Raw genomic sequence first — 18,008 nt, forward strand, 5'->3', positions numbered from 1 at the left:
CCTTCCAATTGACCCGTTACCGCGCCGTCATGCCGCCGTCGATGACGAGTTCCGACCCCGTCATGTAACGGCTCTCGTCGGAGGCGAGGAAGACGATGCCGTTGGCGATGTCGGCGGGAATGCCTGCAAAGCCGAGCGGGGCTGCGAGTTCGCCGAGCGCGCCCGCGTCGATCGTGTTGGCGCCTTCGGGAATGAGATCGGACTGCATCGCACTGACGCCACCGCCCTGCGGGATCTTGTTCCAGATGTCGGTGTCGATGATGCCGGGGTGAACGGAGTTCACACGCACATTCATCTTCTCCTGCGCGCATTCAAGCGCCACGGCCTTGGTGAAGAGACGCACCGCGCCCTTGGTCGCGCAATAGCCGGCAAGACCCGGCGCGCCCTGAAGACCGGCAACGGAGGAAATGTTCACGACGGAGCCGCCGCCCGATTCCGCCATCAGCGGAATGCCGTGCTTCACGCCGAAGAAAACGCCATCGACATTGATGGCCATCTGGCGGCGCCAGTCTTCCACCGGCATGTCGAAAATGCGCGCGCCGACGCCGATGCCCGCGTTGTTGACCAGGATGTGCAGCGCGCCGTGCTTTTCCTTCACCGCTGCGACGATTTCCTGCCAGCGCGCCTCATCGGCCACGTCCTGCGGCAGAAAGCTCGCCTCGCCACCGGCCTTGCCGATGATGTCGACGGTTTCCGCACCGCCCTTCTCGTCCACATCCGTGACGACGACCTTGGCGCCTTCCGCCGCCAGCGCAACCGCCGCGGCACGACCGATGCCCGCCGCCGCGCCCGTGACCAGCGCGACCTTGCCTTGAACCCGTCCCATACGTTCCTCCTGATTTTCGCGACCCTGAATATTCGCGTCTTGTTTGCTCCGGCCTTCTTGCGGGGCCGGATGCCTCGATACCGTTTATACGCTACGTGACGCAGCGACGGCCACAAGCTTGCAGCAAATTGGACTGTAGTCTAGTTTTGTTCCGGCAAGGCGGGGCGATGACCGCTGCCGGTTTGAAGGAATGACAAGCAATGGCCGAAGCGGCGACAGCCCCCCGACCGGGCAAGAAGGAGCGCACGCGCCGCGAGATATATCGCATCGCGATGGAGTCCTTCGCAGAGCGCGGCTATGACGGCGTGACCATCGAGGATATCTGCGCGGGCGCCGGCATCGCCAAGGCGACCTTCTTCCTGCATTTCAAGAACAAGGCCGCGCTGCTCCTCGCCTTCAACGAGGAGATCACCAACGCACTGGCCGACAAGCTGAGCGAAAATAACGACAGCACGGCGGAGGAGCAGCTCCGCTTCATGGCCGATGTCTTCGGCGAGGCCTATCACTCCAACGCACAGGTGATGCGCCGGCTCCTGACCGAATTCCTGGAGCAACCCGCCAGCTACCGGATGGCCCGCCAAGCCAATGAAAGCCTGATCGCCCTCGTCGCCAATATCGTGCGGCAGGGACAGGAGAAAGGCGAGTTCCGGAAAGGCTTCTTGCCTGAGCTGGCCGCGCTCTCCATCGTGGCGACATGGAGCGCGCTCATCGCCTTCTGGCTCGAAAATCCCGAGATCGAAACCGAGAGCAGCGGCAAAGCCTTTCTCGATATTGCTATGAACGGCCTCAAGGCCGCCTGAACACCAAGGCAAACCAAACAAGAAACGACGAACACCGCTATCGAAAACAGACCAATATCCGAACAGGGAGGAAAAAATGGTCGGACGTAAGATGAAATTCGGCGCCTTCATCGCGCCGTTTCACCCGCTGGACGAAAACCCGACGCTCGCACTCGAACGCGATCTGGAACTCGTGCAGCACATGGACAATCTCGGCTATGACGAAGCCTGGATCGGCGAACATCATTCCGCCGGTTACGAGCTGATCGCGAGCCCCGAACTCTTCATCGCCACCGCGGCGGAACGTACCCGCACCATCAAGCTCGGCACGGGCGTGTCTTCGCTGCCCTATCACCACCCGCTGATGCTGGCCGACCGCATCAACCAGCTCGACCACATCACGCGCGGCCGCGTGATGTTCGGCGCAGGGCCCGGCTCGCTGCCGTCGGACGCCTTCATGATGGGCATCGAAGTCGCCAAGCAGCGCGACATGATGGACGAGGCGCTGGAAGCGATCGTGCCGCTCCTGCGCGGCGAAACGGTCAACATGAAGACCGACTGGTTCGAGCTGCGCGATGCGCGCCTCCAGATGACGCCCTGGTCGCGCCCCAATGTCGATATCGCCATTGCCAGCACCGTGTCGCCCACCGGCGCGACGGCGGCGGGCCGCCACGGCGTGGGCCTCCTTTCCATCGGCGCGACCTCGCAGGGCGGCTTCAACGCGCTCGCCTCCAACTGGGGCATTGCCGAAAAGATCGCCAAGGAGAACGGCAACCAGGTGAGCCGCGACGACTGGCGACTGGTCGGCCCGGTGCATGTCGCCGAGACGCGGGAGAAGGCGCGCGAGAATGTGCGCTTCGGGCTTGAGAAATGGCTCTTCTATTTCCGCGAAGTGGCCGCCCTGCCGCTCGCGCCCACCGACGGCTCCGATCCCGTGGATGCGCTGATCGAAAGCGGCATGGCCGTCATCGGCACACCGGACGATTGCATCGCGCAGATCCAGCGCCTTCAGGAACAGTCCGGCGGCTTCGGCACCTTCCTGCAGATGGCGCATAACTGGGCCGATTTCGCCGAGACCAAGCGCTCCTATGAACTCATCGCGCGCTATGTGATGCCGCATTTCCAGGAGACGAACGTCAATCGCGGCTTGTCGCTCGACTGGGCCCGCAAGAACCGCGAGGGCTTCATCGGCGAAGCGATGATGGCCGTCGGCAGCCGCGTCGCCAAGCACATCGAACAGCACGGCACGGAAGACATCTCGCCCGACGTGCTCGCCGCCATGGGCATCAACAAGACGGACGCAGCCGAGTAATTCCGGCGCCGGACAAACGAAAGGGCGGCTCCGAGGAGCCGCCCTTTTTGTTTTCCTTACTTCGTCATGCCCCGCTTCATGCGGGGCATGACGGTTTAAAGGTTTAAACCCGCACTTCGCCCGCGCAGATGCGGTCATAGAGTGGCTTGTCGAGCAGGACGAACTTGTTCGCCTTGGGATCGTTGAAATAGACCGGCTCGGGGATGGCGTCCGGGTCAAAGCCCTGCTTCACCAGATCCACCTTGCGGTGCTTGAAGGTGCCGGTGACTTCCATTTCCTGCTGCAGGCGGATGAAGAGCGGCTGGGCATAATCCGGCAACTGCTTTTCCAGATGCGCGTGGAACTTGTCGAGGTCGATGCCGTCCGACGACACGATCGAGGCCATGCCTGCCTTGCCGTCCGCACCAGGTACGGCGACGCCATAGACATTGGCTTCCTGAATGCCGGGATAAACCGACATGGCTTCCGCGACTTCCGACGTCGCGACATTCTCGCCCTTCCAGCGGAAGGTGTCGCCGATCCGGTCCACGAAGTAGAAATAGCCGAGCTTGTCCTGCTTCAGGAGATCGCCGGTGCGGAACCAGGCATCGCCCTTCTCGAACACGTCGCGCAGGATCTTCTTCTCGGTCTCTTCCTTCTTGGCATAGCCGTCGAAACGGCCCGTGGGACGCTCCGGATCGTCGATGATCTGGCCGAGCGCCTCGCCCGCTTCCATCGGCTCGGCGCGGACACAGAAACCGTCCGCCCCGCGCACGGGCTTTTCGTTCTCGATGTCGAACTTCACGATCTCGACATTGAACTTGCTCTTCGCCCAGCCCGGCACGCGGCCGATCGCCCCCACCGTGCCGTCGAAATTCATCAGCGCCACATTGCCTTCCGTCGCGCCGTAGAATTCCAGAACGCGGGGAATGCGGAAGCGGGTCTGGAACTCCTTCCAGATTTCCGGGCGCAGACCGTTGCCCACCGCAAGACGCAGCTTGTGCTTGCGCTCGTTCTTGTTGGGCTCGGTGTTGAGAAGGTAGCGGCAGAGCTCGCCGATATACTGGAAGAGCGTCGCCTTGTACTGAACGCAATCGTCCCAGAAATGATGCGCGGAGAATTTGCGCTTCAGGATCACCGAACCGCCCACGGTGAGCGTGGTGCCGACCGCGCAGACGCCGCCCGCCGAATGATAGAGCGGCAGCACGACATACATGCGGTCCTTTTCGGTCGCATTTGCGCCCGCCGAGAAGGCGGCCATCATGCCATTGAGGCGCTGATGGGGAATACGCGCGGCCTTGGGAAGCCCCGTCGTGCCCGAGGTGTAGATAAAGAGAGCGTTCTCATCGGTCGTCAGCCCCGCGCGGAAATCGTCCGGCAGCGGGCCGTCGTTGAAATTGTCGAGCGCAGCGTCGAGGTCTTCGCTGCCCTGCACCTTGCCGCCCGTCGCCCAGACGGTCATCGGCGTTTCCATGCAATCGGTGCAGGTGAAATAGCCTTCGGCAAGCTCATTGCCGAGAATGAGATGGTTCGCGCCGGAAATCTTCAGGCAATGGGCGAGCGCATTGGAGGTGAGATTGGTGTTGATGAGTGCCGCCGTCGCACCGGCCTTGATGATGCCGAGCCAGGCCATGAGATATTCGGCCCGGTTTTCCATCATCAGCGCCACGACATCGCCCTGCCCCAGCCCCTGCGCCTTCACCCAGCGGGCATAGCGGTTAGCCGCGCCATTGTAGTCGCGATAGGTGAAAGTCCGATCGCCGCAATAGATGGCGATATTGTCCGGCTTTTCTTCTGCCAGCTTTTCCACGATGTCGGCGAAGGTGGTGGACTTGTCCTTGCCGAGATCGCCCATGCGCTTCAGCGTCCGGAGCGCCGCGCGCACGAAAATGATCTCATTGCGAATACGATTGAAAAGACCCATTCCCTGTTCCCTATTTGCGGCCATCCCCCTCCGATGAACCACTTTCTTGGCGTTTGAGGAATGTTATGCCCGCCTGCTGACAAGGACGTCAAGGAAGCCCGGGAAACGCTGGGGAAATCTAAAACAACCACTTTCTAGAAACATCGCCTAAAATTGCGGCAGCGATGCGCTTGAGCGGGCAATATCAACGCATGAATCAGAACTATAGAAGCATGCACTGAAATTGAGGTTACTTTCGCAAAGGGGGATTCGGCTTCCAGAAGTTCAAAGTTGCGCGACCCTGGTTGGGTTCATTTGGATGACGACTGGATAGAATCATTCGACCGTGCGCCGCGGCAGCTTGAGGGTTGGCCGGAATACCGACAAAAAGGTTATTACCGGTATGCACCCTAATCGATTTAATGAAGTCTTTTATAGCCATCACTTGAGACCGGATATCTTCTGGTTTGATTGGCCTTGTTTTAGGCTTACCCCTCTTCTCTGTTGTGATGCCAGCGGCGAGAAGCATTTCTGTACCGTCCAAAGTGAAACCAAATCCCCCATGCGCCACAGAATTTCTCATTGCGACGGCAGCAAGTAGTGCATCCTTCTGCTCTAGCATTGCGTCTGGAAGCGGCTTTCCCGAGTTGGCTTGGGCAACGTTGAACACAATATCGAGACGTGCCCGCAAGTTATCGACAGGCGCTAAAATCCCATAGGCTAGGTCGGCCTTGCCTCTGAGCATCGAAGTCAGTGCAGGAATCAACCATGCGTCGAGAGACGACGTGTACATCACCAGAAAGCCAACCTCCCTAGCGATATCCGGATGGGCGAGGAAATCGTACGAGGAGGGCTCGGACATATCCAATAAAGCTCCGTCAGAATTTAAAATTTACACAAAACCAGATGCCGAAACGGAGAAAAATTAGCAAGCTATGATGCAACGATTCAAGCTGATCAAAGTAGCGAGAGTGCATCCACCAATAATCAAATAAATTTGCTAGGTAACCAAGATTTTGTCTGTCAGATACCTCCCAACCACAGGACCATTGCCCAAGTCCTAGGATATGGACACACCGGAAGACCCGCCCAGTGCGAAGCCGGGCAGAACGCCTCCTCAACGCGCCACCAGGCGGTCCAGTGCGTAGGGCTCATCATGGGTGACATGACGACCAGCGATGGTCTCGCTCGCCTTGTTGAGGCGCAGCATGCGCCAGATCGCCTGGCTGAAAGCCAACCGCCAAGACCCGCCCGCCTAGCGGAACAGCAGGACCGGCACCTTGCAGGCGCGCAGCATCTCGCTGGTGGTGGAGCCGATGATCAGCGTGCGGATACGCGAATGGCCATAGGCGCCCATGACGACGAGCCCGATACCGGCCTCCTCCACCTCGCGGGCGATGACAGCTTCCGCCTGGCCCTGAACCAGCTTCGCCCGGACCTCATAGCCCGCCCCGCGCAGCACCGCGCGGGCATCGTCCAGCCGCTTCGCGGCGTCGGAGTTTTCCGCCCCGACGGTGAGAAGATGGCATTCGAGCCCTGCGAAGATCGGGCTGCGCGCAACATAATCCACCGCCTTCATGGCGCTGGCGCCGCCATCATAAGCGATCAGGAACCGCTCGATGGGCTTGAAGGCGCGCGAGGCCACGAAGACGGGCTTCACGCTGGAGCGCACGATCCGTTCGAGATTGGAGCCGAGATGCGGCTTGGCGAAGTCCGCGGCCTCGCCACGCTTGCCGACCATCACCATGTCGGCATCGGCCTCGCTCTCGGCAACCTCTTCCACGAGATCGCCGATACGCAACTGCGTGGTGACGCCTGTCACGCCGTCCTTTTCAAGGATGGCGGTCGCATCGTCCAGAATGGCCCGGCCCTGCTTCTGCGCGAGCTTGGACCGCGCCACGTCGAGCTCGGCAAGCTCTTCCAGCAGCGAGGTCCGCGCGCCCAGCCCCACAGCCCCGCTGAGATCGGAGGGCGTCCCGAACGGCTCGCGCCGGCCGAGGACATGCAGAAGCTCGACCGAAGCGCCCGCCCGCGTCGCCGCCCATGCGGCGTGGTCGCACACGCTTTGCGAATAGATGGAACCGTCAACCAGAGCGACGAACTTTGTCAAAACGCTTACCCCCAGATCCGATCTTGTGGAGCATAGCCGGACAAGCGGCGGATGCCCTGTTTCATTGGGTCGCCGGCCCGGCAAACGGGCCCGCGACAAGCCGACTATGTCAGTGACCCATCAGCCTTTCCAGCGCACCCGGCTGGTCGTGAACGGCGAGCTTGTCGACAATCGTCTCGCTGGCCTCGTTGAGACCGATGATTTCGACCTCGGCCCCTTCGCGGCGGAATTTGAGCACGATCATGTCGAGCGCCGCGACGCTGGAAATATCCCAGATATGCGCATGGCTGACATCGATCACGACACGCTCCAGCACCTCCTTGAAATCGAAGGAGCCGGTGAACGCGTCGGAAGAGGCAAAGAAGATCTGCCCCTCGACCGTGTAGACCCGCTCGCGCCCATCCGCTGAAAGAGTGGAGGTGACACGGAAGATCTGCGCAATCTTCCAGGCAAAGAAAAGCCCGGACAGGAGCACGCCCACCAGCACGCCGATGGCAAGGTTATGCGTGCCGACCACGGTCACCACAGTCGCGAGCATCACCACCGACGACGACCTCGGATGGTCGCGCAGATTGCGGATCGAGGACCAGCTGAACGTGCCGATCGAGACCATGATCATGATGGCGACGAGCGCCGCCATGGGGATCTGCCTGACGTAATCGCCCAGGCCCACAATGAGGATCAGCAGGAAAACGCCGGCGCTGAAGGTGGAAAGCCGCCCGCGACCGCCCGATTTCACATTGATCATGGACTGGCCGATCATGGCGCAGCCCGCCATGCCGCCGATGAAACCGGTGCAGAAATTGGCGATGCCCTGACCGATGCATTCGCGGTTCTTGTCGCTCGGCGTATCGGTGAGATCGTCGATGATGGAGGCCGTCATCAGCGATTCCAGCAGCCCCACCGCCGCCACGCCCGCCGAATAGGGCAGGATGATGAGCAGCGTGTCGAGGGTCAGCGGGATCTGCGGCAGCAGGAAGACCGGCAAAGAGTCCGGCAGTTCGCCCATATCGCCGACCGTCCTGAGATCGAAGCCGAAATAGAGCGTCACCGCCGTCAGCACGATGATGCAGATGAGCGGCGACGGCACCGCCTTCGTCAGGCGCGGAAAGAGATAGATGATGCCGAGACCCGCCGCGACCATGACATAGGTGAGCTGCGGCACGCCCATCAGCTCCGGCAATTGCGCCATGAAGATGAGAATGGCGAGCGCGTTGACGAAGCCCGTCATCACCGAGCGCGAGACGAAACGCATGAAATTGCCGAGCTTCAGATAGCCCGCCGCCACCTGCAGCACGCCTGCCAGCACCGTGGCCGCGAGGAGATATTGCAGCCCGTGCTCCTTGACCAGCGTCCCCATAAGAACGGCGGTGGCGGCGGTGGCCGCCGAAATCATGCCGGGCCGCCCGCCCGTGAAGGCGAGGATGCAGGCAATGGAGAACGACGCGTAGAGGCCGACCTTGGGGTCCACGCCCGCGATGATGGAAAAGGCGATGGCTTCCGGAATAAGCGCCAGGGCCACGACGAGCCCGGCCAGCAGATCCGCCCGGATATTGCCGAACCACTCATGACGATACGCAACTGAATTGAACATGGGTCTCCCGATTGAGGCATAGCGGGACGGATCGGATAAGCGGTCCGCTGCACGCGCCTGTCATTTCAATGGGGTTATCCGGCGGATCGGCGGCCGGAAGAGCCACCCGGCAAAATTCCGGGTCCGGGGTGAGGCGCCTTCTTACCGATATTCATGCTGCGGCGCAACATGAACGGTGCCGATTTCGCTCATTTCCGCCGAAAAGCCAGTCATGCTATGTCCGGTTGCCGACCAACCGGGACACCGCTATGGACGATCAGGGCGAAATCATACTCGACGTGATGGGCCAGCAATGCCCGCTCCCCGTGCTGCGCGCGAGAAAGCGCCTGCTGCGGCTCGATCCCGGCCGGCTGTTGCGCGTCTTTGCGAGCGACCCCGTGGCACGGATCGATATGCCGCATTTCTGCGCCGAGGCGGGCCATGACCTGCTGGAAATACGCGACCGCGGCACCTGGCTCGAATTCCTGATCCGCCGGGGCGAGAATGTGCGCGAGCCGGATGCGGATATCCTGTCGAAGCCGGTGCGGGATTTGTAGAAGTAATTTCATTCGTCATGGCCCGGCTTGTCCGGGCCATCTACGTCTCTAAGGCAAGGCGGATGAAAAAACGTGGATGCCCCGCATGAAGCGGGGCATGACGTGGAGGGACAGCAGACCGCCCAATCCCTCAGCCCGCGAACTCCCATGCAAGCAGCGCATAGAGATATTCGTCGCGCCATTCGCCCTGAATATAGCGCGAGGCGCGGAAGGCCCCTTCGCGGCGCATGCCGAGCCGCTCCAGCAGCCGGGCGGACGCGGTATTGCGCTGGTCGCATGTGGCGATGATGCGGTGGAGGCCGAGCGTCCCGAACCCCTCGTTCAGCATCGTCCAGGCCGCTTCGCCGGCATAGCCCTGCCCCCAATAGTCGGGATGCAGCACATAGCCGAGCTCGCCCGTCCGCTCCTCCCATTCATGAAGCCTGAGCCCCGCGCCGCCGATAAGCGCCGCGCTTTCCCTGAGCGTGACCGCCAGTTCCCAGCAGCGGCGCGGCCGGCGGCGCTGATCGGCCTTGAAGTCGCGCAAGGCCGCGCGCGTCTGCGCCTTGCTGTTGGGTCCCCATACGAGATAACGGGTCACGTCTTCGCGCGCGGACCACGCATGGACCGCATCGAAATCGCTCATGGCGAAATCGCGCAGGACAAGGCGCGGCGTCTCCAGCGGCTGGGCGATAGAGGGAGGGCCTTTCCTGCCACCTTTCAGCGACATGACGGCCATTCCTATTTGGCCGATTTTTCGAGAGCGGCCTTCTGTTCATCGCGAAAGCCGACGATATAGCTTCCACCGAGGTCGAAAACCGGACGCTTGATAAGCGCGGGATGGGCGGCCATGAGCGCAATGGCCTTTTTCTCGTTCACGCCTTCCTTCTCCGCATCGTCCAGCGCCCGCCAGGTCGTGCTGGCCTTGTTGAGCAGCTTTTCCCAGCCGACCGACGCGGCGAATTTCTCGATATCGGCCCTGGCTATGCCATCGGCGCGCAAATCATGGAACGCATGCTCCACCCCGCGCATTTCCAGCCATTTCAGCGCTTTGCGGCAAGTGTCGCAATTCTTCAGCCCATATACCTTGATCATGCCACTATCCCCTCTATCGCTGCCGGCTTTTGTATCATCTTCCACCGGCGCCAAGGAGCCCCTGTTTCAGACCGGCGGCATCGGATAGTATCCTGCCGATCCAGGGGGCCAGTACATGCATCTTACCAACAGAATTCTCGTCACCGGCGGCGCCGGTTTTATCGGCTCGTTCCTTTGCGAACGCCTCGTGAGCGAGGGCCATGACGTCATCTGCGCGGATAATTTCTACACGGGGAACAAGAATAACATCGAAGGCCTGCTGGATGAGCCCAACTTCGAGCTCATGCGGCATGACATCACCTTCCCCCTCTATCTGGAAGTGGACGAGATCTACAATCTCGCCTGCCCGGCCTCGCCCATCCATTATCAGCGCGACCCGGTGCAAACGACCAAGACCTGCGTCCATGGCGCCATCAACGTGCTGGGTCTTGCCAAGCGCGTGAAGGCCCGCATCCTCCAGGCATCGACCAGCGAGGTCTATGGCAGCCCGTTCGAACACCCGCAGACCGAAAGCTATTGGGGCAATGTGAACCCGATCGGCCCGCGTTCCTGCTACGATGAAGGCAAGCGCTGCGCCGAAACGCTCTTCTTCGACTATTACCGCCAGCATAATCTGCGTATTCGCGTCGCACGCATCTTCAACACCTATGGCCCCCGCATGCACCCGAATGACGGGCGGGTCGTGTCGAATTTCATCGTGCAGGCCCTGCTGGGCGAACCGATCACAATTTTCGGCGACGGCAGTCAGACGCGGTCCTTCTGCTATGTGGACGACCTGGTGGAAGGGCTGATGCGGCTCATGAATGTCGCCGACGATTACCCCGGACCCGTCAATATCGGCAATCCGGGGGAGTTCTCCATCCTGGAACTGGCCGAACAGGTCATAGACATCACGGGGACAAAATCCAGTCTCGTGAGGAAGCCCTTGCCGCAGGACGACCCCTTGCAAAGGCGGCCGGACATCTCGGAAGCGAAGAGGGCCCTCGACTGGGAACCGGTTACCCCGCTCGCAGAGGGCCTCGTCAAAACAATCGCCTATTTCGAGGACATGCTGAAGGACAATGCCGTGCGGGAGAAACTGGTACAGAACAGGCGCTCGGCCTAGACGTCATTAGAGAGTAGATACCCCGACATGCAGCGCGATCCGGCTCCCGTCATACTCTTCGCCTATAAGCGTCTTCCTCATACGAAAATCACCGTTGAGGCATTGCAGCGCAATCCGGAAGCGAAAGACACGGATTTGTGGATATTCGCCGACGGCGCACGTACGGAGGCGGACCGGGCTGAAATTGAAGAAACCCGAAGCTACCTGCGCAGCATTGATGGCTTCCGCAATATCCATCTGACGGAACGCGCGGAAAACTTCGGCCTGTCACGCTCGATCATCACCGGCGTGACAGAGGTACTGGACAAATGCGGGCGCGCCATCATCGTCGAGGACGATATCCGCACCGCCCCGTCTTTCCTCCACTATATGAACCGCGCTCTCGACCATTTCGAAAACGATCCCCGCGTGCAGAGCGTGGCCGCGCACGGTTTCCCGCCGCACCGTTTGGATGTGCCTGAAGATTATGCCTATGACGTCTTTGCTTGCGCCCGGGCCAGTGTCTGGGGCTGGGGCACATGGCGCAACCGCTGGCTCGATGTCGATTGGGACATGGCGAGCGCCTGGAAGAAGAGGGACAAGATCAGCGACCGGGCCCTCGAAATAGCCGGGCGCGATCTGCGCCGTTTCATCGACAAGCAGCTCGCCGGGAAACTCAATTCCTGGGACATCCCCTGGTCCTACGATCATTGCCTCAAGCAAAGGCTCTGCATCACGCCCGTTCACTCCTATGTCGAGAATATCGGCCTCGACGGATCCGGCGAACATTGCGGCCCAACCGAAGAGTACAGGCAGGACCTGGACAAGGCTGTGGCCGAGCCGCGCTTTATGGCGGAGGCCGTTTCCGACCCGGATATCGACGAACAGCTTCGCCGTTTTTTCCGGCGCAAACCGGCTATTCCGCGCGAAATCGACCGTGCGCTGAGGAAATTCGGCCTGCCTATGCTGTTTGAGTAGACAAACGGCAGGATCAGCTAGTCGGCCTTCGAAAAAAGGTAGTCGTGGTAAGAAAGTTTTTCCTTGAGGATGTATCCCCGTTCCCCGAGAAAGCCCCGAATGGGCGCCACGTCCCGACTTTCAAGAAGAATATTACGGAATGAAGTTCTCGAATAATCCACTCCTGCCAGGGCGGAGAGCTCGTTCCCTTCCACATCTAGCGATAGCAAGCCAATTTCGGACGGTGCGCCAACTTCGTCGAGAATGTCCTGCAACGGATAGGCAACGGCACCGAAGCGAAAATTTTCTTCTCTCTCGTCCATGAACCGGCGACCTTCTTTGGCATGGTCCAGATGAGATCCGCCCAAGTCTCCGCCCGGCAGAACAGCCACGGTCATAAGATCCGCATAAATCATTTCCACGAAACGATTTTCAAATCCGAACGGAACCAGCGCATAACATGCGAAGTCGTTTCTATGAGAACGGTTCTTTAAAAGATCGAGGAAAAGGTTGGGGCAGGGTTCGATTAGCAATCCCCGTGCCCCATACTTTTTTTCCAGAAAGTAGGTATTGGATTGCTTGATCCCATCGTTCGCACCAGCTTCGATGAAATACGTGTCCTCGCATAGAAGCTCGGGACATAGGCGCTCCAGCTTCCGATCAAGGTCATTGAGAGCCGCGTATGGAAAGCTACTAAAACGCTTGTTCCTGTTCCGGAACTTTTCAAGCAAGCCCATTTCACCCACACAACGTTCTTGTTGTTGTGTGACCTACCTGAAAAGGGCCAATCTAGCAATCCATTCACGCCGCCAGTTTCACGTCGCCAGTCGGCTCGCCAAGCTCGACGCGCGCGGCATCGAGCGCCTCGGCGGCAGCCATGGCGCGGCGATATTCGGGCGCGGGCACGGTGACGGCGAGTTTCGCACGCACCTGTTCCAGCGGCAGCGGCAAGAGCTCCTCCCAGATTTCCGCCGGCAGCCAATGCGCCTGCTTGCCCCGGCGATAGCCCTCACGGATCGACCGCCAGATGCCGCAGCCGGGATAGGCCTTATCCGCCACACGGGAGAGAAGCAGCACGATGGCGCCGACGCCGCGATTGCGCGTCTGGGCATAGGAGAAGGCCAGCAGCGACAGCTCGCCCAACCCGTCGCGGCCATATCCGGTGAGAACATGCCAGAGATCGTGTTGATCGCGGATCCGGTCGCGGAAGAGCCTGCCCGCTTCGGGGATATTGTCGCGCAGCTTCATTTCGTTGCTGGCTTCCACAAGCCCGTCCGCCGTGAGGTTTTCCGACGTCATGAACCGGTAATAGGCCGCGCCAAGGCTGCCTTCCGGCATGGCGGCGAGCTTTTCCCGGTCGCAAAGCAGAGCAAGAAGGTCGAGCTTCTCCGCCAATACGCGCTTGCCGCCAGGAGAGGCCTCGAAACGATGGAACAGGCGCTCCTCCGCGCCGCCCGACAGGGCTTCGATCACCTTGAAGACCTGACCCGTATCTTCCTTGTTTTCCTTGAGCGCGCGGATGGCCGCGAGCGCTTTCAGCGGCTGGATACGCTTGCGCCGGGGCTTCTCAGCCGCTTTAACCGCGGAATCGCTGTTTTCACCGGCGGGATGTGCGAGGGTCATGGCTTCTATGCTCCGGGTCTGGGGCCCCCAAGGGGCCGTCCATCAGGGACATCGAGACTTGGCAGCCGGCCCGAGCAGCCAGCCAGACAAATGAACACGTTGCGCCACTACGCAAAGTCCGGCCAACGCCCTATGCTGCGCCTCAAGCTCAGATAGGTTATACTGACATTGTTGTCAACACATGAAGTTCGAGGAGGCCCCTTGTCCCGTACCGCCAGCTCACACACAGCGGCCACATCGCCGGATCCCGCCAAGCCTGCGCAAAAACGCGTCCGGCGGACGGCGGAGGAAGCACGCCGCCTCATTCTGGACGCGGCGGAGAAAAGGCTGGCAACGCAAGGCCCGGAAGGGATTCGCCTGCAGGACATCGCCCGCGATGTCGGGATTTCGCACCCGGCCATCCTGCACCATTTCGAAAGCCGCGAAGGGCTGGTGAAGGCGCTCATCGCGCGCACCAATACCCAGCTTCGCGAAAAGCTCCTGACCGCGCTGGGCAATTCCGGGGACGCAGCCCAGGATCCGATCGAAAGCGTGTTCGAGGCGCTGTCCGACCGGGGCACGGCACGGCTCCTCGCCTGGCTGCTGCTGACGGGCCGCGTGAACGACACCAGCAAGGGCCCGCAGGTGCTGATGACGGAAATCGCGGACCGGCTTCACGCCCATCGCGAGGAAAACGCCAAGCAGAAAGGCACGCTCGCGCCGGACCGCGAAGACACCTTCTTCCTCGCCATGCTGACCACCAGCGCGGCCTTCGGCGACGCCATTATCGGGCGCTATCTCGCCGAAGCGGCGGGCCTCGACGAGGCCGGCGTCAAACGCTTCCGCAACTGGTTCGGAAAATTGCTGCGCCAGCATGTGGAGCGTACCGACGCCCCCGCCGGAGACGATGAAGGAAAATAGGCGATGACGAAGAGCGCCCCGGCATCGATCCGCGACGCCGTGACCGGCGACCTGCCCGCCATATCGACGCTCTATAATCACGCCGTTCGCGAAACCACCGCCATCTGGAACGAAACGCTTTCAGATCCGCAAGAGCGCCGCCGCTGGATGGGCGAACGCCTTGCCGCCGGTTTTCCGGTATTGGTCGCAGAGGTGGACGGACAATTTGCCGGCTACGGCACCTATGGCCCCTTCCGCCCGCATGAAGGGTACCGGGACACGGTCGAGAATTCCGTTTACGTCACCCCGGACCTGCAGGGCCGCGGGGTCGGCGGCGCCCTGCTCGACGCGCTGATCGAGCGCGCCCGGGCACAAGGCCTCCACGTCATGGTGGCCGGGATCGAGGCCGGAAATGCAGCTTCCATCGCGCTGCACGCCGCCCGCGGCTTCACCGAGACCGGGCGCATGCCGGAAGTCGGCCAGAAATTCGGCCGCCGGCTTGATCTGGTGCTGATGCAGAAAATGCTGCAACGCTGACTGCGCGGGAAAATGGTGCCCCTGGCCCGACTCGAACGGGCACTCTGTTGCCAGAAACAGATTTTGAGTCTGTCGCGTCTACCAGTTCCGCCACAGGGGCTTCGACGGCGTGGCAATCCTGCCGGCCGGAAGGGCCGCATCATAATCACCAGCGGCGCGGCGGCAAACTGTTTCGCGGCCTGAACCTTAAGAGGCCGCAGATAGACACCCCCCTCCCCGCCTGCTAATTGAGTTTTCCGGTTTCTCGCAAGGGGTGCGCTTTCCGATGTTCCGCGGCATTTACGACTGGACGCTGAATCTGGCCGCGCATCGCCATGCGCGCTGGGGCCTTGCCACGGTAGCCTTCGCCGAAAGCTCCGTCTTCCCGATCCCGCCCGATGTGGCGCTTATCCCCATGGTGCTGGCCAAGCGCGACAAGGCCTGGGTCTATGCGCTCTGGGCGACGGTCGCCTCGGTGCTGGGCGGCGCCTTCGGCTATGCGATCGGCTATTTCCTCTATGATTCCATCGGCGCGCATATCCTCCAGCTCTACGGCTATCAGGACCAGTTCGAGAGCTTCGCCGCGCGCTACAATGAATATGGCGTCTGGATCGTGCTGATCGCGGGGCTGACGCCCTTTCCCTACAAGGTCATCACCATTGCGAGCGGCGTGACGGCGCTCAACTTCCCTGTCTTCATGGCGGCAAGCCTTGTGGCGCGGGGCCTGCGCTTCTTCATCGTCTGCGGCCTGCTCTGGGCCTTCGGTCCGCCGATCAAGGACTTCATCGAGCGCTATTTCGGACTGCTCTCCATCGCCTTTTTCGTGCTGCTGATCGGCGGTTTCGTGGCAATCAAATGGCTATTCTGACGCAGGACAAGGCGCGCAAGAGCGTGCTTGAATGACCCCATGACGACGAACGCACCCTTTCCCTACGATCCGACACGCGCGGCCTTCGCGGTCTCGGCCATCGGCGCGGCGACGCTGGTCGGTGCCTGGATATTCCAGTACGGGTTCGGCTATGTGCCCTGCGCGCTGTGCTGGATGGAACGCCAGCCCTATTACCTGACGATCCCGCTGGCGCTCATTGCCGGGATCGCGGGCGCACGCGGGGTGAGCAAAAAGTTCGTGCTCGTCGCGCTGACCGTCTGTCTGGCGGCGTTTCTCTATAATGGCGGACTTTCCTTTTATCACGCAGGCGCGGAATACGGCTTCTGGCCGGGGCCGGAAAGCTGCGGCGGCGGCGTGGCGCTGCCCGGCTCGGTGGAGGAATTGCAGGCAAGGCTGTCGGCGGGCGACCCCCCGCCGCGCTGCGACGAGGCGGCATGGACGCTCTTCGGCATTTCGCTGGCGGGCTTCAACTTCCTGATTTCATTGCTGCTTTCGGCCCTTTCCGCGGCGCCTGTCGCGCACTACCTTCAAACCCGGAAGGAGAAAGCCTGATGGCAAAACGCGCAGATATGGCGCTCCGGCGCCCAGGCGTTCGCAAGGGGGGCGTAAGACGCAATCCCCGCAAGAGCCCGAGCGGCCACCAGCGGCTGAGCGAACAGCCCGGCGTGACGCGGGGATCGGCGGTGGAGGAAATGGTCCGCGTCGACCATGCGGGCGAATATGGCGCGGTGCGGATTTATTCCGGCCAGCTCGCCGTTTTCGAGCGCCTGCCGCATAAGCGCAAGATCACCGCATCGCTCCTGCATATGCGCGACGAGGAAGTCGAACATCTGAGCAAATTCAACGAGTTGATCCGCGAACGCGGCGTCCGCCCGACGGTGCTGACGCCGTTCTGGCATGTCGCAGGCTTCGCGCTCGGCGCGGCGACCGCGCTGATGGGCGAAAAGGCCGCGCATGCCTGCACGGCGGCGGTGGAAGAGGTGATCGACGATCACTATCGCGGCCAGATCGAAAAGCTGAAAGACCTCGGCGGCGAGGAAGCGGAACTGGCGGAAACCATCGAGAAATTCCGCCAGGAAGAGGTCCGCCACAAGGAAGAGGCGCTGGCCGAAGGCGCCGAACAGGCGGTCGGCTACCCGCTCCTGTCCGGCGTGATCCGCACCGGCTGCAAGCTCGCCATCCGCGTCGCGGAGAAGGTTTAACCCGAGCTTCCCGTCGAGATTGAGCGAGCCAAAAGCAAGCCAAAAGCGAGATAGGGGCGAGGTTGGGGCATGGTTCGTTCCATGCCCGCCGTCATCCTGCTTGATCCGACGCCGGCCTCATCGTATTCCTTCCTCCCAAGGCATGAGGCGCCCGCCGCTCACCGGACTTATCCCCGAAACCGGGGTCCGATGGTGAAGACCTCCCCGGCGATTTTATCCCCGGTGCGATGCATGCGAGCCCAACCGATCATCCGCGGTCGCGCGTGGCAATTGTGAGCCCCCGCTTTTTTTGAAGACCGCCGACATGACGGAAGGATCGCTGCGATGCAGACCGATCAGCAAAATGATATGCCCGCCTCCAGAGAGGCGGCGAAACGGCGCGCGAAAGAATTGCGCCTCGAGCTTGCCGCGCAAGGCACGCGCATCACCCATGGACAGGCGCTGGAGCTGACGGCGCGCGAGCTGGGGTTCCGCGACTGGAACACGGCAAGCGCAAGACTGTCGAACCGGCCCGAGTTCAAACCCGACCTCGGCATGCGCGTGACCGGCACTTACCTGAAGCAGCCTTTCCGGGGCGAGATCATCGCCGCGCGGGAAATGGCGGGCGGCACGGCCCATGAGATCACCATCCAGTTCGACGAACCGGTTGACGTGGTGAGTTTCGACAGCTTCTCCGCTTTCCGGAGCCGCGTGACGGTGCGCGTCTCGACCGAGGGCGAGACATGGGAACGCACCGGCGACGGCG

20 protein-coding genes, 1 tRNA gene and 1 other annotated feature are annotated in these 18,008 nt (G+C 61.5%); of the genes, 11 read left to right on the forward strand and 10 right to left on the reverse strand.

Translation table 11 applies throughout. From position 1 onward, the window contains the following. Positions 1 to 16: 16 nt before the first annotated feature. Positions 17 to 826, reverse strand: a complete 810-nt coding sequence (locus CMI59_RS02100) for a glucose 1-dehydrogenase (RefSeq protein ID WP_293324055.1) — start codon at positions 824 to 826, stop codon at positions 17 to 19. A 200-nt stretch (positions 827 to 1,026) separates the two neighbouring features. Between CMI59_RS02100 and CMI59_RS02105 the strand changes: the two genes are divergently transcribed. Both CMI59_RS02105 and CMI59_RS02110 read left to right on the forward strand, forming a co-directional pair. Continuing rightward, positions 1,027 to 1,626, forward strand: coding sequence for a TetR/AcrR family transcriptional regulator (locus CMI59_RS02105; RefSeq protein WP_293324058.1), 600 nt, complete (start codon positions 1,027 to 1,029; stop codon positions 1,624 to 1,626). 76 nt (positions 1,627 to 1,702) lie between these two features. Then, entirely contained in the window at positions 1,703 to 2,917 is a 1,215-nt protein-coding gene (locus CMI59_RS02110; protein ID WP_293324060.1) for an LLM class flavin-dependent oxidoreductase, read from the forward strand. A gap of 103 nt (positions 2,918 to 3,020) precedes the next feature. On the opposite strand, the gene CMI59_RS02115 is transcribed toward CMI59_RS02110, so the two are convergent. The 4 genes from CMI59_RS02115 to CMI59_RS02130 all read right to left on the reverse strand — a co-directional run bounded on the left by CMI59_RS02115 (position 3,021) and on the right by CMI59_RS02130 (position 8,503). Continuing rightward, entirely contained in the window at positions 3,021 to 4,820 is a 1,800-nt protein-coding gene (locus tag CMI59_RS02115; protein ID WP_293324063.1) for a long-chain-acyl-CoA synthetase, read from the reverse strand. A gap of 229 nt (positions 4,821 to 5,049) precedes the next feature. Further along, positions 5,050 to 5,661 (reverse strand): hypothetical protein, encoded by a 612-nt coding sequence (locus CMI59_RS02120; RefSeq protein ID WP_293324066.1) that lies wholly within the window; start codon positions 5,659 to 5,661, stop codon positions 5,050 to 5,052. A gap of 393 nt (positions 5,662 to 6,054) precedes the next feature. After that, the gene (locus CMI59_RS02125; RefSeq protein ID WP_293324068.1) at positions 6,055 to 6,909 is read right to left on the reverse strand and encodes a universal stress protein; all 855 of its coding nucleotides are present in this window, start codon (positions 6,907 to 6,909) and stop codon (positions 6,055 to 6,057) included. 109 nt (positions 6,910 to 7,018) lie between these two features. Then, positions 7,019 to 8,503 carry a SulP family inorganic anion transporter gene (locus CMI59_RS02130; protein ID WP_293324071.1) on the reverse strand — a complete coding sequence of 495 codons (1,485 nt, stop codon included), beginning with the start codon at positions 8,501 to 8,503 and terminating at the stop codon, positions 7,019 to 7,021. A 72-nt stretch (positions 8,504 to 8,575) separates the two neighbouring features. Next, positions 8,576 to 8,631 (reverse strand) — a sequence feature (sul1 is cis-regulatory element that is thought to sense ions involved in sulfur or methionine metabolism; They are found in Alphaproteobacteria). A 120-nt stretch (positions 8,632 to 8,751) separates the two neighbouring features. Between CMI59_RS02130 and CMI59_RS02135 the strand changes: the two genes are divergently transcribed. Next, a complete protein-coding gene (locus CMI59_RS02135; RefSeq protein ID WP_293324074.1) occupies positions 8,752 to 9,039 on the forward strand; it encodes a sulfurtransferase TusA family protein in 288 nt (95 codons plus the stop codon). 130 nt (positions 9,040 to 9,169) lie between these two features. Here the strand turns inward: CMI59_RS02135 and CMI59_RS02140 are convergent, their stop codons facing one another. Then, a complete protein-coding gene (locus CMI59_RS02140) occupies positions 9,170 to 9,748 on the reverse strand; it encodes a GNAT family N-acetyltransferase (RefSeq protein ID WP_293324077.1) in 579 nt (192 codons plus the stop codon). A gap of 11 nt (positions 9,749 to 9,759) precedes the next feature. Beyond that, positions 9,760 to 10,113 carry an arsenate reductase gene (locus CMI59_RS02145; RefSeq protein WP_293324080.1) on the reverse strand — a complete coding sequence of 118 codons (354 nt, stop codon included), beginning with the start codon at positions 10,111 to 10,113 and terminating at the stop codon, positions 9,760 to 9,762. A 115-nt stretch (positions 10,114 to 10,228) separates the two neighbouring features. Between CMI59_RS02145 and CMI59_RS02150 the strand changes: the two genes are divergently transcribed. Both CMI59_RS02150 and CMI59_RS02155 read left to right on the forward strand, forming a co-directional pair. Next, positions 10,229 to 11,218, forward strand: a complete 990-nt coding sequence (locus CMI59_RS02150) for a UDP-glucuronic acid decarboxylase family protein (RefSeq protein ID WP_293324083.1) — start codon at positions 10,229 to 10,231, stop codon at positions 11,216 to 11,218. A gap of 27 nt (positions 11,219 to 11,245) precedes the next feature. Continuing rightward, positions 11,246 to 12,175, forward strand: a complete 930-nt coding sequence (locus CMI59_RS02155; RefSeq protein WP_293324086.1) for a hypothetical protein — start codon at positions 11,246 to 11,248, stop codon at positions 12,173 to 12,175. 17 nt (positions 12,176 to 12,192) lie between these two features. Here CMI59_RS02155 and CMI59_RS02160 read toward each other — a convergent pair whose 3' ends face one another. Beyond that, entirely contained in the window at positions 12,193 to 12,891 is a 699-nt protein-coding gene (locus CMI59_RS02160; RefSeq protein WP_293324110.1) for an FkbM family methyltransferase, read from the reverse strand. Between the two features lie 64 nt (positions 12,892 to 12,955). Next, on the reverse strand, positions 12,956 to 13,777 hold the full coding sequence (locus tag CMI59_RS02165) for a Coq4 family protein (protein WP_293324089.1): 822 nt from the start codon (positions 13,775 to 13,777) through the stop codon (positions 12,956 to 12,958). Between the two features lie 201 nt (positions 13,778 to 13,978). Between CMI59_RS02165 and CMI59_RS02170 the strand changes: the two genes are divergently transcribed. Next, positions 13,979 to 14,677 (forward strand): TetR/AcrR family transcriptional regulator, encoded by a 699-nt coding sequence (locus tag CMI59_RS02170; protein WP_293324092.1) that lies wholly within the window; start codon positions 13,979 to 13,981, stop codon positions 14,675 to 14,677. 3 nt (positions 14,678 to 14,680) lie between these two features. Continuing rightward, the gene (locus CMI59_RS02175) at positions 14,681 to 15,193 is read left to right on the forward strand and encodes a GNAT family N-acetyltransferase (protein WP_293324095.1); all 513 of its coding nucleotides are present in this window, start codon (positions 14,681 to 14,683) and stop codon (positions 15,191 to 15,193) included. Between the two features lie 13 nt (positions 15,194 to 15,206). On the opposite strand, the gene CMI59_RS02180 is transcribed toward CMI59_RS02175, so the two are convergent. Then, positions 15,207 to 15,293: transfer RNA gene (locus CMI59_RS02180), tRNA-Leu, on the reverse strand. Between the two features lie 165 nt (positions 15,294 to 15,458). On the opposite strand from CMI59_RS02180, the gene CMI59_RS02185 reads away from it, so the two are divergent. The 4 genes from CMI59_RS02185 to CMI59_RS02200 all read left to right on the forward strand — a co-directional run. Further along, positions 15,459 to 16,040 carry a YqaA family protein gene (locus CMI59_RS02185; protein WP_293324098.1) on the forward strand — a complete coding sequence of 194 codons (582 nt, stop codon included), beginning with the start codon at positions 15,459 to 15,461 and terminating at the stop codon, positions 16,038 to 16,040. Positions 16,041 to 16,079: 39 nt separating this feature from the next. Next, on the forward strand, positions 16,080 to 16,613 hold the full coding sequence (locus tag CMI59_RS02190; RefSeq protein WP_293324101.1) for a disulfide bond formation protein B: 534 nt from the start codon (positions 16,080 to 16,082) through the stop codon (positions 16,611 to 16,613). Beyond that, positions 16,613 to 17,263: a demethoxyubiquinone hydroxylase family protein gene (locus tag CMI59_RS02195; RefSeq protein WP_293324104.1), complete on the forward strand. Its 651-nt coding sequence runs from the start codon at positions 16,613 to 16,615 to the stop codon at positions 17,261 to 17,263. The genes CMI59_RS02190 and CMI59_RS02195 overlap by 1 nt, the downstream gene beginning before the upstream one ends. Positions 17,264 to 17,611: 348 nt before the next feature. Then, positions 17,612 to 18,008, forward strand: a 397-nt coding sequence (locus CMI59_RS02200) for a glyoxalase superfamily protein (RefSeq protein ID WP_293324107.1), incomplete at its 3' end; no start/stop codon positions are given.

Source organism: Parvibaculum sp., from assembly GCF_002684405.1.
Lineage (GTDB): Bacteria > Pseudomonadota > Alphaproteobacteria > Parvibaculales > Parvibaculaceae > Parvibaculum.